Raw genomic sequence first — 15,019 nt, 5'->3', positions numbered from 1 at the left:
GTTACGTTTCAGTCGCCGTTAAGGCCACTGAAAAACAAAAGGCGCGAAATTATAGGTTAATTTCGCGCCATAGGCAAGTCGCTATTTTCAGCAAATCTTATCAGGCAATTAGCCTTTTTCGACCTGAGCAAAGTCCAGTTCAACAGGAGTCGCACGACCAAATATAGAAACAGACACCTTCAGGCGGCTCTTCTCATAGTCTACTTCTTCAACAACACCGTTAAAGTCGGCAAATGGACCATCGTTGACACGAACCATTTCACCCGGTTCAAACAGCGTTTTCGGACGAGGTTTGTCACCAACCTGCTGGAGACGATTCATAATCGCATCCACTTCTTTGTCACTGATTGGAGCAGGACGGTCAGATGTGCCGCCAATGAACCCCATAACACGAGGTACGCTGCGTACAAGATGCCAACTAGCATCTTCCATCACCATCTGTACTAAAACATAACCAGGGAAAAACTTGCGTTCGCTCTTGCGACGCTGGCCACCACGGATCTCAACGACTTCTTCAGTCGGAACCATGACTTCGCCAAACAGTTCTTCCATATTATGGAGTTTGATATGTTCACGCAGAGATTGTGCTACGCGACCTTCAAAACCAGAAAACGCCTGAACGACGTACCAACGTTTTTTTGGAGCTTCAGACATCTTAGAACCTCAGGCCAGTGATAAACGATACCAGACGGACCAGAATACCATCCAGTCCCCACAAAATCAGTGACATCACGGCAGTCACCGCGGCAACGATTAACGTGGTGTGTAACGTTTCCTGACGAGTCGGCCAAATTACTTTGCGCACTTCGGTACGCGCTTCGCGAGCAAACGCTACGGTTGCTTTGCCTTTCGTGGTCAGCAGTGCCACACCACCGGCTGCGGCGATCAGGATAACAACGGCCAATGCACGCAGAGGAAGACTAAATTCGCGGTAATAATAATTGCCAACAATCGCAACAACCAGCAAGGCACCTACTACTAGCCACTTAATCACTTCCAGGCCACGCCCACTATCCTGAGCTTCGGTATTCGCAGCGATTCAACAAATAACTTTGCCCCGCAACCACGGGGCAACCAAACCGAAAGATTTTCAGCATTACATACTTTAGCCCGCGCCTACTGTACGGCCGCCTTCACGGATTGCGAAACGCAAACCGTCGTCCATCGCGATTGGGTGGATCAGGGTAACAACCATTTTGATGTTGTCGCCCGGCATTACCATCTCTACGCCTTCTGGCAGTTCGATGGTGCCCGTTACGTCAGTGGTACGGAAGTAGAACTGAGGACGGTAGCCTTTGAAGAACGGAGTATGACGGCCGCCTTCATCTTTGCTCAGGATATACACTTCGGATTCGAACTGAGTGTGCGGCTTGATTGAACCCGGCTTGACCAGTACCTGACCACGCTCGATTTCTTCACGCTTGATACCACGCAGCAGAACACCAACGTTCTCGCCTGCACGACCTTCGTCCAGCAGTTTGCGGAACATTTCTACGCCGGTACAGGTAGATTTCGCAGTATCTTTGATACCAACGATTTCAACTTCTTCACCGACTTTAACGATACCGCGCTCTACACGACCGGTAACAACAGTACCACGACCGGAGATGGAGAATACGTCTTCGATTGGCAGCAGGAACGGCTTGTCAATCGCACGCTCTGGTTCTGGGATGTAAGAATCCAGGTGCTCTGCCAGTTCGATGATTTTTGCTTCCCACTCAGCTTCGCCTTCCAGCGCTTTCAGAGCAGAACCACGAACCACTGGGGTGTCGTCGCCTGGGAAGTCGTACTGAGACAGCAGCTCACGCACTTCCATCTCAACCAGTTCCAGCAGCTCTTCGTCATCAACCATGTCACATTTGTTCAGGAACACGATGATGAAAGGAACGCCAACCTGACGACCCAGCAGGATGTGCTCACGGGTCTGAGGCATTGGGCCGTCAGTCGCAGCAACAACCAGGATCGCGCCATCCATCTGGGCAGCACCGGTGATCATGTTTTTCACATAGTCGGCGTGTCCTGGGCAGTCAACGTGCGCATAGTGGCGAGACGGGGTATCGTATTCAACGTGAGAGGTGTTGATGGTGATACCACGTGCTTTTTCTTCTGGTGCGTTATCGATCTGGTCGAATGCACGAGCAGAACCACCGTAGGTTTTAGCCAGAACGGTAGTGATTGCAGCGGTCAGCGTTGTTTTACCATGGTCAACGTGGCCGATAGTACCGACGTTAACGTGCGGTTTTGTTCAAATTCACAGAAAGAAAATCAGGAGGAGGAAAAGGAAGTGGTGCTGATAGGCAGATTCGAACTGCCGACCTCACCCTTACCAAGGGTGCGCTCTACCAACTGAGCTATATCAGCACATCTTGGAGCGGGCAGTGGGAATCGAACCCACATCATCAGCTTGGAAGGCTGAGGTAATAGCCATTATACGATGCCCGCATCCTGGAACTCGGCTACCTAATTTTTCTGTAGATTTTGAAGTTGAGGAATAAGATTTTATAGACCCCGCCTTCGTCGATCCGGCTTAGTCTTACTACCGTATCGAATATCCTGTTTCCAGGATTGAATTTGGTGGTGGGGGAAGGATTCGAACCTTCGAAGTCTGTGACGGCAGATTTACAGTCTGCTCCCTTTGGCCGCTCGGGAACCCCACCTGATTGTGTACTTGATGGTGCCGGCTACCGGAATCGAACTGGTGACCTACTGATTACAAGTCAGTTGCTCTACCTACTGAGCTAAGCCGGCTTCAAGTGCTGCGCATTCTAGGTAGACAGAACGCTCGATGCAACAAAAAAATTGCGTAAAATGCGCTATCGCTTAGATTTTATCCAAATTCAGCTATAAATCTAGAGTAACAGTAAGAATTAGCGCAAAGAACCACCAACTCTATCCAACAAAGTGGTGATTTCACCATCAACGGTCCTCTTGTTTCTCTTGCACCAAAAATACAGTTTTGCCCTTTAGAAGAGCAGTCGCTGCACTGACTGATGCTATTTTGCTCGCTTTTCTAAGAGAATAGACCTGGAATGCATTTTGCTTGGTTAAGAATAAATTTCTGTCGAAGGGAAAAAATACGATGAAAACCGTTCAACTCAATGCAGCAACCTTACCTGTCTATCGTGAGGAACTGGCTAATCTATTGATAGATGCTGTAGAAAAAGGCGCTTCTGTTGGATACCACTCGCCACTATCCCACAAAGAAGCCACAGAATATTTTCATAGTTTGCAAACATCCGTTTCCAACGGTGAACGTATGATATGGGTCGCGCGCGATGAGGAGGGTATCGTCGGAAGCGTACAGCTCGAGTTGTGTCAAAAACCAAACGGGAAAAACAGAGCTGAAATTCAAAAATTACTGGTTCATAGCCGCATAAGAAGAGCGGGAATAGGCCGACTACTCATTCAGCTATTGGAAAAGAGCGCACTTTTACAGCAGAGGGGCCTGCTCTACTTAGACACCCAAGCAGGTTCTCCCGCAGAAGCGTTCTACCGTGCCTTGGGTTATCGCCATCTGGGAGAATTGCCAGACTATGCTTGTACACCTGATGGCTATTACCATCCAACGGCGATCTATTATAAGCGCCTCTTTGCTGTGAATGGTTTAGGTAAAGCCATCGCTAGCTAGCGAGCACCCGGTGCGTAAACATAGAAGCATCGGGCACAGCACCGATTTTCTCTTCTTATTTCTAGCAGCAAAGTGTTAACCTGCCCATTATCAAAAATTTATTACATAAGAGAAGGTGCCGCGATCATCGCGTTGGCTAAACTAATAGCCCGTTTTCTTCGCTGGGCTGAGAGTCCCTTTTCTTACCTGTGAAGCAGGCAGAACACGACTTATGAGCAACAGAGAGCAATCCTTGGCCACGCCATATCTACAATTTAACCGCAGCCAATGGGCCGCCTTGCGCGATTCCGTCCCGTTAACGCTGACAGAGGAAGAAATCGTTAAGCTCAAAGGCATTAACGAAGACCTTTCACTAGACGAAGTCGCGGAAATTTATCTGCCGCTATCTCGCCTGCTCAATTTCTATATCAGTTCTAATTTACGCCGTCAGGCTGTGCTTGAGCAGTTTTTAGGAACCGATGGCCAAAAAATACCTTACATAATCGGTATCGCAGGTAGTGTCGCTGTAGGGAAAAGTACCACAGCCCGTGTGCTCCAAGCGTTATTAAGCCGCTGGCCAGAACACCGCAGTGTAGAACTTATAACAACCGATGGATTTCTTCATCCAAATAAGGTGCTAAAAGAACGCGACTTGATGAAGAAAAAAGGCTTTCCACAATCCTATGATATGCACAGCCTGGTAAAATTTGTTTCTGATATAAAGTCAGGTACGCACAAAGTCACAGCCCCGACTTATTCCCATCTAACATATGACATCGTCCCTAATAACAATAAAGTGTTGGAACAGCCTGATATTTTAATATTAGAAGGGTTGAATGTCTTACAAAGCGGAATGGACTATCCACATGATCCACATAGGGTTTTCGTTTCTGATTTTGTAGATTTCTCTATCTATGTGGATGCACCTGAAACACTGTTACAGACATGGTATATAAATCGCTTTTTGAAGTTTAGGCAAGGTGCATTCTCAAATCCAAATTCATACTTTCATAATTATGCAAAATTGACGAAAGAAGAAGCCGTCGGCATTGCATCTCAATTATGGAAGGAAATTAATGGACTTAATCTAAAAGAAAATATCCTTCCTACCCGGGAGAGAGCTAGTCTTATTATGACTAAAAGCGCTAATCATGCCGTTGAATGTGTCCGATTAAGAAAGTGAAAATGAATGAATATGTAAAAGGGGGAATCCCCCCTTTTTTATGCACCGCGCAGAGAAATTTCTCCACCAATATACGGCGTTATCAAACCATCATTTTCTAATAACAATGCACCCTGGCGATCGATTCCTCGGTCTATCCCATGTATTTCGCGATTACCGATAATCAAGCGGATCGGACGATTAAAATAGTTATCCAACTTTTCCCATCTCGGAATAAATGGTTCAAGACCTTGTAGTTCAAAGACGGCTAAAGCGCTTCTTAATTCAGAAATAAGAGTCGAAGCGAGAGTATTACGATTAATCTCTATACCCGCCTCTTGTAAATTTATCCAGCCCTGGTTAATCGTATCGGGAGCAGGTTCTCTCATCTGTAAATTAATACCTGCGCCAATTACCAAATTAGCAGCATCACCCGTTTTCCCTGTCAGTTCGACAAGGATGCCAGCTAACTTTCTATCCTTCAGGTATAAATCATTAGGCCATTTGACTCGAACACCATCAGCACCAAGCTTATGCAGTACTTCGGCCATTACGATACCGATAACCAGACTAACCCCAACAGCCGCAGCTGGCCCCTGCTCCAGGCGCCAATATAGGGACAAATATAAATTAGCACCAAAGGGCGAAAACCATTGCCGCCCCCGACGACCACGCCCAGATTGCTGATATTCAGCAAGACATGCATCACCGGAGGATAAGGTGTCCAACCGGTCTAAAATATACTGATTAGTAGAATCAACGACAGGTAAAACTGTTACTCCACCTTCTGGTAGGTGCTTGAGGATAGCCTCCTCATCTAATAACTGCATAGGCGCAGGTAAAGAATAGCCCTTGCCCGTCACAGTAAAAACATCAATTCCCCAATCGCGTATAGTTTGAATATGTTTATTAATCGCAGCACGACTCATCCCCATCATTTCGCCCAGTAACTCACCGGAATAAAACTCCCCATCAGAGAGGATTTTAATCAACTTAAGAGGAACTGTAATATCTTTCATGATAATACCTCGATGGCATTGACCTCTCCATGCGCAGCAATAAAGCGAACTTCAGGTTCCAGCTGTATGGAGAATTTTTCAGAAACCTGGTTACGGACGTAACGAGCTAATTCAACAATATCTGAACTTTTTGCATTATTTTTATTAATCAGAACTAATGCCTGTTTCTCGTGAACAGCGGCACCACCAAGCTGGAATCCTTTAAGGTTGCACTGATCAATTAACCATCCAGCTGCCAATTTAACGTTACCATCGGCTTGTAAATACTGAGGTGCATTCGGATACTCTCGTAAAATACGTTCGGCATGCTGTTGTGTAATTATTGGATTTTTGAAGAAGCTACCAGCATTACCTGTCACTACAGGATCTGGGAGTTTACTCCGACGCATATGACATACAGAATCAAATACTTGCTGTGGCGTCACAGTTTCAGGATTCAGTTTTGCCAAATCGCCGTAGTTAAGTACTGGGTTCCACTCTTTCTTTAAAAAGAACCCTACTGCTGTAATCGCAAACCCAGAGCGGTATTGATGCTTAAATATGCTTTCACGGTAACCGAACTGGCATTCCTCAGAGGTAAAATGCATGACGTTACCTTCAGCCAGATCCAACACGTCAACATAATCACAAACATGCTGTAATTCGATACCGTACGCACCGATATTCTGTATCGGTGCAGAACCCACACATCCGGGAATTAATGCCAGATTTTCTAACCCAGCAATGCCACGCTTAAGCGTATATTCAACTAATTGATGCCAATTCTCACCTGCACCAACATGAAGATACCAGCCATCGCTTTCTTCTCGAATATCTATACCCTTGAGCCGATTTAGCAGAATAGTACCTAAAAAATCTTCAAGAAAAAGGACATTACTCCCTTCCCCTAGCAACAAAATCGGCTCTTGTGATGCGCTGGCGACGCGCCATCCTTCAATCAATTTCTCCTGAGTATCCGCAACCTTAATACAAGATGCGGAAACAGGTAATGAGAAAGAGTTATAAGACTTTAATGAAATAGCGCTCGACGCCATGATAGAAATACCTACTAATTCAGATATCACATAGTCTACCTGATCTATGCAAGATACCGACTGTCCACTCTTTCGACGAGGGCTTTCCACTTGTTTGATGCCTGGCAGTTCCCTACTCTCACATGGGGAAGCCCCACACTACCATCGGCGCTACGGCGTTTCACTTCTGAGTTCGGCATGGGGTCAGGTGGGACCACCGCGCTATCGCCGCCAGGCAAATTCTGTTTCATTCCAGCCGTCGTACACCGCTTACGCGCTCGCACAACCACCAGAACCAATCTCTGAACAAGCTAAAATCAAAACACGTTTTTATGAGTCGCCCACAAAACACCTTCGGTGTTGTAAGGTTAAGCCTCTCGGGTCATTAGTACTGGTTAGCTCAACGTATCGCTACGCTTACACACCCAGCCTATCTACGTTGTCGTCTTCAACGGCCCTTCAGGGGCATCTAGTGCCCAGGGAAGACTCATCTCGAGGCAAGTTTCCCGCTTAGATGCTTTCAGCGGTTATCTCTTCCGCACTTAGCTACCGGGCAATGCAATTGGCATCACAACCCGTACACCAGTGGTGCGTTCACTCCGGTCCTCTCGTACTAGGAGCAACCCCTCTCAATCTTCCAACGCCCACGGCAGATAGGGACCGAACTGTCTCACGACGTTCTAAACCCAGCTCGCGTACCACTTTAAATGGCGAACAGCCATACCCTTGGGACCTACTTCAGCCCCAGGATGTGATGAGCCGACATCGAGGTGCCAAACACCGCCGTCGATATGAACTCTTGGGCGGTATCAGCCTGTTATCCCCGGAGTACCTTTTATCCGTTGAGCGATGGCCCTTCCATTCAGAACCACCGGATCACTAAGACCTGCTTTCGCACCTGCTCGAGCTGTCACTCTCGCAGTCAAGCTAGCTTATGCCTTTGCACTAACCTCCTGATGTCCGACCAGGATTAGCTAACCTTCGTGCTCCTCCGTTACGCTTTGGGAGGAGACCGCCCCAGTCAAACTACCCACCAGACACTGTCCGCAACCCGGATCACGGGTCCACGTTAGAACATCAAACATTAAAGGGTGGTATTTCAAGGTTGGCTCCACGCAGACTGGCGTCCACGCTTCAAAGCCTCCCACCTATCCTACACATCAAGGCTCAAGGTTCAGTGTCAAGCTATAGTAAAGGTTCACGGGGTCTTTCCGTCTTGCCGCGGGTACACTGCATCTTCACAGCGAGTTCAATTTCACTGAGTCTCGGGTGGAGACAGCCTGGCCATCATTACGCCATTCGTGCAGGTCGGAACTTACCCGACAAGGAATTTCGCTACCTTAGGACCGTTATAGTTACGGCCGCCGTTTACCGGGGCTTCGATCAAGAGCTTCGCCTTGCGGCTGACCCCATCAATTAACCTTCCGGCACCGGGCAGGCGTCACACCGTATACGTCCACTTTCGTGTTTGCACAGTGCTGTGTTTTTATTAAACAGTTGCAGCCAGCTGGTATCTTCGACTGATTTCAGCTCCATGAGCAAGTCACTTCACCTACCATCAGCGTGCCTTCTCCCGAAGTTACGGCACCATTTTGCCTAGTTCCTTCACCCGAGTTCTCTCAAGCGCCTGAGTATTCTCTACCTGACCACCTGTGTCGGTTTGGGGTACGATTTGATGTTACCTGGAGCTTAGAGGCTTTTCCTGGAAGCGTAGCATCGGTTACTTCATCACCGTAGTGACTCGTCATCACGCCTCAGTGTTAACAATGACCCGGATTTACCAAAGTCATCCACCTTCACGCTTAAACCGGGACAACCGTCGCCCGGATAACCTAGCTTTCTCCGTCCCCCCTTCGCAGTAACACCGAGTACAGGAATATTAACCTGTTTCCCATCGACTACGCTTTTCAGCCTCGCCTTAGGGGTCGACTCACCCTGCCCCGATTAACGTTGGACAGGAACCCTTGGTCTTCCGGCGTGCGGGTTTTTCACCCGCATTATCGTTACTTATGTCAGCATTCGCACTTCTGATACCTCCAGCAGCCCTCACAGGCCACCTTCGACGGCTTACAGAACGCTCCCCTACCCAACAACACCTAAGTGTCGCTGCCGCAGCTTCGGTGCATGGTTTAGCCCCGTTACATCTTCCGCGCAGGCCGACTCGACCAGTGAGCTATTACGCTTTCTTTAAATGATGGCTGCTTCTAAGCCAACATCCTGGCTGTCTATGCCTTCCCACATCGTTTCCCACTTAACCATGACTTTGGGACCTTAGCTGGCGGTCTGGGTTGTTTCCCTCTTCACGACGAACGTTAGCACCCGCCGTGTGTCTCCCGTGATAACATTCTTCGGTATTCGTAGTTTGCATCGGGTTGGTAAGTCGGGATGACCCCCTAGCCGAAACAGTGCTCTACCCCCGAAGATGAGTTCACGAGGCGCTACCTAAATAGCTTTCGGGGAGAACCAGCTATCTCCCGGTTTGATTGGCCTTTCACCCCCAGCCACAAGTCATCCGCTAATTTTTCAACATTAGTCGGTTCGGTCCTCCAGTTAGTGTTACCCAACCTTCAACCTGCCCATGGCTAGATCACCGGGTTTCGGGTCTATACCCTGCAACTTAACGCCCAGTTAAGACTCGGTTTCCCTGCGGCTCCCCTATACGGTTAACCTTGCTACAGAATATAAGTCGCTGACCCATTATACAAAAGGTACGCAGTCACCTAACAAGTAGGCTCCCACTGCTTGTACGTACACGGTTTCAGGTTCTATTTCACTCCCCTCGCCGGGGTTCTTTTCGCCTTTCCCTCACGGTACTGGTTCACTATCGGTCAGTCAGGAGTATTTAGCCTTGGAGGATGGTCCCCCCATATTCAGACAGGATGTCACGTGTCCCGCCCTACTCATCGAACTCACAGCTTGTGCATTTTTGTGTACGGGACTATCACCCTTTACTGTGCGACTTTCCAGACGCTTCCACTAACACACAAACTGATTCAGGTTCTGGGCTCCTCCCCGTTCGCTCGCCGCTACTAGGGAATCTCGGTTGATTTCTTTTCCTCGGGGTACTGAGATGTTTCAGTTCCCCCGGTTCGCCTCATGACACTATGTATTCATGTCATGATAGTGTGTCGAAACACACTGGGTTTCCCCATTCGGGTATCGTCGGGTATAACGCTTCATATCAGCTTACCGACGCTTATCGCAGATTAGCACGCCCTTCATCGCCTCTGACTGCCTAGGCATCCACCGTGTACGCTTAGTCGCTTAACCTCACAACCCGAAGGTGTCTTTGATAACTCAAAGTCACTGTTCGCGCTGCGATTATTTGAGAGACTCATTAACATACTGACACGCCATTCATACCCGCAGGCATCAATGCATGTTCAGCTGTCATGTTTCAATTTTCAGCTTGTTCCAGATTGTTAAAGAGCAATATCGTAAACCCTGACTATTACTAATCAGTTTTAAGATATTCGTGATAATGTCTTTCACCGCATTATCGGCATTGGCGTCCCCAGCTGAGCTATAACCCCATCGTTGCTTACAGATACCGTGATACCACTCACGGAAGAGTTGGTAGGCCTGACGATGGGGACACGAAAAACCGACCTCACCCTTAAACCCGGCACGCTCGCGTCAGCATGAGCTACAAGACATCAACAGGTATTTTGACTCTTATTTTCATCAGACAATCTGTGTGAGCACTTCACGCAACACACATCTTTTTGGTAAGGAGGTGATCCAACCGCAGGTTCCCCTACGGTTACCTTGTTACGACTTCACCCCAGTCATGAATCACAAAGTGGTAAGCGCCCTCCCGAAGGTTAAGCTACCTACTTCTTTTGCAACCCACTCCCATGGTGTGACGGGCGGTGTGTACAAGGCCCGGGAACGTATTCACCGTAGCATTCTGATCTACGATTACTAGCGATTCCGACTTCATGGAGTCGAGTTGCAGACTCCAATCCGGACTACGACGTACTTTATGAGGTCCGCTTGCTCTCGCGAGGTCGCTTCTCTTTGTATACGCCATTGTAGCACGTGTGTAGCCCTACTCGTAAGGGCCATGATGACTTGACGTCATCCCCACCTTCCTCCGGTTTATCACCGGCAGTCTCCTTTGAGTTCCCGACCGAATCGCTGGCAACAAAGGATAAGGGTTGCGCTCGTTGCGGGACTTAACCCAACATTTCACAACACGAGCTGACGACAGCCATGCAGCACCTGTCTCAGAGTTCCCGAAGGCACTAAGCTATCTCTAGCAAATTCTCTGGATGTCAAGAGTAGGTAAGGTTCTTCGCGTTGCATCGAATTAAACCACATGCTCCACCGCTTGTGCGGGCCCCCGTCAATTCATTTGAGTTTTAACCTTGCGGCCGTACTCCCCAGGCGGTCGATTTAACGCGTTAGCTCCGGAAGCCACGCCTCAAGGGCACAACCTCCAAATCGACATCGTTTACAGCGTGGACTACCAGGGTATCTAATCCTGTTTGCTCCCCACGCTTTCGCACCTGAGCGTCAGTCTTTGTCCAGGGGGCCGCCTTCGCCACCGGTATTCCTCCAGATCTCTACGCATTTCACCGCTACACCTGGAATTCTACCCCCCTCTACAAGACTCTAGCCTGTCAGTTTTGAATGCAGTTCCCAGGTTAAGCCCGGGGATTTCACATCCAACTTAACAGACCGCCTGCGTGCGCTTTACGCCCAGTCATTCCGATTAACGCTTGCACCCTCCGTATTACCGCGGCTGCTGGCACGGAGTTAGCCGGTGCTTCTTCTGCGGGTAACGTCAATCGATAAGGTTATTAACCTTATCGCCTTCCTCCCCGCTGAAAGTGCTTTACAACCCGAAGGCCTTCTTCACACACGCGGCATGGCTGCATCAGGCTTGCGCCCATTGTGCAATATTCCCCACTGCTGCCTCCCGTAGGAGTCTGGACCGTGTCTCAGTTCCAGTGTGGCTGGTCATCCTCTCAGACCAGCTAGGGATCGTCGCCTAGGTGAGCCATTACCTCACCTACTAGCTAATCCCATCTGGGCACATCTGATGGCGAGAGGCCCGAAGGTCCCCCTCTTTGCTCTTGCGAGGTTATGCGGTATTAGCTACCGTTTCCAGTAGTTATCCCCCTCCATCAGGCAGTTTCCCAGACATTACTCACCCGTCCGCCGCTCGTCACCCAGAGAGCAAGCTCTCCTGTGCTACCGCTCGACTTGCATGTGTTAGGCCTGCCGCCAGCGTTCAATCTGAGCCATGATCAAACTCTTCAATTTAAGATTTGTTTGATTTGCTGAACTCGTCAGCGATGCTCAAAGAATTAAAACTGTTTATTCGTAATGAATTTACTGTTGTTCACTCTTCAAGACTTTTTATATCGTTAAGATACGGTCTTGTGAGTGCCCACACAGATTGTCTGATTAAATTGTTAAAGAGCAGTGCCACTTCATCGGTGGCGCGGGCTGCATATACTATGCTTTTCCGCTGTGAAGTCAAGTCATTACTGACTGCCTTCGTTGAATCTTTTTTCCTGTCACCCCAACCGCGTGTCGCTGTTGCCGTGTCAGTGGATGCGCATTATAGGGACTTCTCGGCCACTGACAAGCGCTGTTGCCGTGTCAGTCGAAAGAGGCGCATTATAGGGAGTACCATCTGGCAAGGCCATTTTCAGTTCTTCTGCTAATAATGGAAAATGCGTACACCCAAGCACAACTGTATCTGGCGGTTCCGGTAAACGCAGCCAAGGGCGCAGAATTTTTTGCAATTCGGAGATAGAGATCGTCTCACCCTGCAATTTCGCTTCCGCTAACTCGACCAGTTCTGACGATCCCAGCGATAAAATCTGGCAATCCGTCGCAAAACGGGCAATCAGTTCGTGCGTATATGGACGTTGAACCGTTGCGCGCGTCGCCAGTAGGCCAACGACACCGTTGCGCGTCAGCTTAGCCGCAGGTTTCACCGCAGGGACAACGCCCACGACAGGGAAAGTAAAACGCTCACGTAGTGCAGGAAGGGAAATCGTACTCGCCGTATTGCAGGCGATCACAACCAATGCGAGCTGATGGCGTAGTTGAACTGCGTTAACAATCTCAACCACGCGCTCGATAATAAACTGCTGTGATTTCTCACCATAAGGAAACGCTTCGTTATCGAATGCGTATATATAGTGAAGATCCGGCAAGAGCTGCCGGATTTCATCATAAACAGACAGCCCGCCTACGCCAGAATCGAAGACCAGAACCGTAGGACGGGATGGCAGGTTAGAAGGTATAGCTTCCTGTGAGATAGTATTCTCGCCCTGCCGTGCGGTAGCCATATGCCGTCTCATAATCTTTATCAAACAGGTTGGCGATTCTACCACGAACTGTCAGATGAGAGGTGATCGGATATGAAGCGGAAACATCAACCGTACTGTAGCTAGGTAGGCGGCGGGTATTTGCTGCATTATCAAACCGCTTACCTACATACTGGTAGCTCAGATTAAAATCGACGTCATACAGGTTCCAATCAACTTGGTACTTTGCTTGCTGCTTCGCACGACGGGCCAAAACCTTATCGTTTTCATCGTTACGGGCATCAAGATAGTCCAAAGTGATTTGATGATTCAGTACACCAGTCTCAAATGATCCCGTCCACTCCAGCCCCTTCATCGTTGCTGCATCAACGTTATAATAAGTCCCGGTATTTGTTGCAAAAGCATACTCATACGCGATCAGATTATCGATCTTATTAATATAACCCGACAAACGCCAACTTAATGGCCCGGTTAAACCTTCCAATCCAGCTTCCCATTGTTTCGACTCTTCAGGCTTTAGGTTTTCATTTGATTCAATATCGAAACGCTTCTGACCATACAACTGTCCCAAAGTGGGTGCCTGAAAGCCTGTCGCATAGGAGAGGGTTACTCTGTAATCGGGGAAGAATTCCCAGCCTGATGCAAGCTGCCAAGTACCATGCCTACCAAATTTCTCATTGTCATCACCGCGTACAGACCCTTCCAGAATAACAGCACCATATTGCTGTTGCGCGGTTAAATAGGCCCCTGAATTATCCTGCTTATAACGATTACTCTCGCGGTTCAGTGTATTAAAACTCACACCTTCTGAAGTTAACTTCTGCTGGCGCCAGTCAATGCCCGCACTGACCATACCATGGCTGAGCGCCAAGGTATTCCCCCACAGCACGTCATATTGGTCAATATCATCTTGAGAGTTATAAGCACCATAGCGCCCTTGAGTACTGAGATATTGGATTGAAGTATATTTCTGATAGCTAGCAATCAACTGAGAAGCATAATTTTCCTGGGAGAATCGCAACCCGCCACTATAGGTATGGTTGTAGCTCTGCTGTTCATTTTGAATAGGAAAACCAAAGTCTTGGGAAAGCGCATCATAGTCACTGTTGCTGCCATAACCGTAGCCACGGAAGAACCCAGAAATTGAATCATTAAACTGATGTTCAACACCTGCCCAGAATGCTTTATTGCGCCAGCCATCTTTATCTGAGTCTAACGCCTGATTAGATGAATCCGGATAAACATTGAATCCCCGAGTATCCTGATAAGCTCCAGCCAAAGAGACTCGAGTGCTATCACCAACCGACTGATGCAAGCTTCCACTATATTCCTGATAGCGGTTCGAACCAGCCCCTGCATTGAGTACTGTTTTATTTTCTGTTGTTTGCGTAATGATATTAACCACGCCACCAATAGCGTCGGCACCGTATACCGCCGAACGTGGGCCACGCATAAACTCAATACGCTGTACTAAAGCAATCGGAATAAGGTTGAAATCAGGATCGCCTGTAATGCCGTATTTAGCAATAGGGACACCATCAATGAGTACCAACGTATGACGTGCTTCCGAGCCCCGAATATACATTGATGCACTTTGTCCCAACCCACCAGTCTGAGAAATATTCACCCCTGGCAATCGACGCATAACTTCCAAAACATTCTTCGCTTGCCACCGATTGATGTCATCACGAGTGACCACGTCAATTGATGCCAGCACCGACGAAACCGGCTGTGCGAAACGATTTGCTGTAACTACCATATCGTCGGTATTTTTTTCCGATGACGAATTTGGAGATGAACTGTTTTCCTGCGCCCAGCCAGAAAATGCCGTGACAGAAAGCGCCGTCAGCAGCGAAATTTTTTTAATCATTGTTAAAGCATCCGAGAAATAATAAGGATGCCGCAGGCTCTGTTAATAGCACGCGATA

8 protein-coding genes, 4 tRNA genes, 3 rRNA genes and 1 pseudogene are annotated in these 15,019 nt (G+C 48.4%); 2 read left to right on the top strand and 14 right to left on the bottom strand.

All coding sequences use genetic code 11. From position 1 onward, the window contains the following. Nucleotides 1-108: 108 nt before the first annotated feature. From nusG to HP572_RS21375, 7 genes are all read right to left on the bottom strand, one after another. Nucleotides 109-654, bottom strand: a complete 546-nt coding sequence (gene nusG / locus HP572_RS21405) for a transcription termination/antitermination protein NusG (protein ID WP_005970339.1) — start codon at nucleotides 652-654, stop codon at nucleotides 109-111. A 1-nt stretch (nucleotide 655) separates the two neighbouring features. After that, nucleotides 656-1,039, bottom strand: coding sequence for a preprotein translocase subunit SecE (gene secE, locus HP572_RS21400; protein ID WP_240585802.1), 384 nt, complete (start codon nucleotides 1,037-1,039; stop codon nucleotides 656-658). Between the two features lie 66 nt (nucleotides 1,040-1,105). Further along, entirely contained in the window at nucleotides 1,106-2,218 is a 1,113-nt protein-coding gene (tuf, locus tag HP572_RS21395) for an elongation factor Tu (protein ID WP_240585801.1), read from the bottom strand. A gap of 67 nt (nucleotides 2,219-2,285) precedes the next feature. Continuing rightward, nucleotides 2,286-2,361, bottom strand: a tRNA-Thr gene (locus tag HP572_RS21390). Between the two features lie 6 nt (nucleotides 2,362-2,367). After that, a tRNA-Gly gene (locus HP572_RS21385) sits at nucleotides 2,368-2,442 on the bottom strand. Between the two features lie 130 nt (nucleotides 2,443-2,572). After that, nucleotides 2,573-2,657 (bottom strand) — tRNA-Tyr (locus HP572_RS21380). A gap of 15 nt (nucleotides 2,658-2,672) precedes the next feature. Next, nucleotides 2,673-2,748 (bottom strand) — tRNA-Thr (locus tag HP572_RS21375). Nucleotides 2,749-3,079: 331 nt separating this feature from the next. On the opposite strand from HP572_RS21375, the gene HP572_RS21370 reads away from it, so the two are divergent. Together HP572_RS21370 and coaA are read left to right on the top strand one after the other, a co-directional pair. Next, on the top strand, nucleotides 3,080-3,628 hold the full coding sequence (locus tag HP572_RS21370; RefSeq protein WP_240584282.1) for a GNAT family N-acetyltransferase: 549 nt from the start codon (nucleotides 3,080-3,082) through the stop codon (nucleotides 3,626-3,628). A gap of 211 nt (nucleotides 3,629-3,839) precedes the next feature. Further along, the gene (gene coaA / locus HP572_RS21365) at nucleotides 3,840-4,790 is read left to right on the top strand and encodes a type I pantothenate kinase (RefSeq protein ID WP_039281895.1); all 951 of its coding nucleotides are present in this window, start codon (nucleotides 3,840-3,842) and stop codon (nucleotides 4,788-4,790) included. 38 nt (nucleotides 4,791-4,828) lie between these two features. Here coaA and birA read toward each other — a convergent pair whose 3' ends face one another. From birA to btuB, 7 genes and pseudogenes are all read right to left on the bottom strand, one after another. After that, nucleotides 4,829-5,788, bottom strand: a complete 960-nt coding sequence (birA, locus tag HP572_RS21360; RefSeq protein WP_240584281.1) for a bifunctional biotin--[acetyl-CoA-carboxylase] ligase/biotin operon repressor BirA — start codon at nucleotides 5,786-5,788, stop codon at nucleotides 4,829-4,831. Further along, complete coding sequence (gene murB, locus HP572_RS21355; RefSeq protein WP_240585800.1) at nucleotides 5,785-6,822, bottom strand: UDP-N-acetylmuramate dehydrogenase; 1,038 nt, start codon at nucleotides 6,820-6,822, stop codon at nucleotides 5,785-5,787. The genes birA and murB overlap by 4 nt, the downstream gene beginning before the upstream one ends. A 99-nt stretch (nucleotides 6,823-6,921) precedes the next feature. Continuing rightward, nucleotides 6,922-7,037, bottom strand: a 5S ribosomal RNA gene (rrf, locus tag HP572_RS21350). A 128-nt stretch (nucleotides 7,038-7,165) separates the two neighbouring features. Beyond that, nucleotides 7,166-10,071: ribosomal RNA gene (locus tag HP572_RS21345) — 23S ribosomal RNA — on the bottom strand. A 459-nt stretch (nucleotides 10,072-10,530) separates the two neighbouring features. Then, nucleotides 10,531-12,072: ribosomal RNA gene (locus HP572_RS21340) — 16S ribosomal RNA — on the bottom strand. The 16S, 23S and 5S rRNA genes sit together here, the layout of an rRNA operon. A gap of 368 nt (nucleotides 12,073-12,440) precedes the next feature. Continuing rightward, nucleotides 12,441-13,112: pseudogene (murI, locus tag HP572_RS21335) on the bottom strand (glutamate racemase); the annotation flags it as partial. Beyond that, entirely contained in the window at nucleotides 13,057-14,961 is a 1,905-nt protein-coding gene (btuB, locus tag HP572_RS21330; RefSeq protein ID WP_240584280.1) for a TonB-dependent vitamin B12 receptor BtuB, read from the bottom strand. The pseudogene murI and the gene btuB, both read right to left, overlap by 56 nt. Between the last annotated feature and the right edge of the window lie 58 nt (nucleotides 14,962-15,019).

The organism is Pectobacterium sp. PL64, assembly GCF_022477975.1.
Lineage (GTDB): Bacteria > Pseudomonadota > Gammaproteobacteria > Enterobacterales > Enterobacteriaceae > Pectobacterium > Pectobacterium jejuense.
Note: the sequence above shows the minus strand (reverse complement) of the source record. Positions and strands in the feature narration are given on the sequence as shown.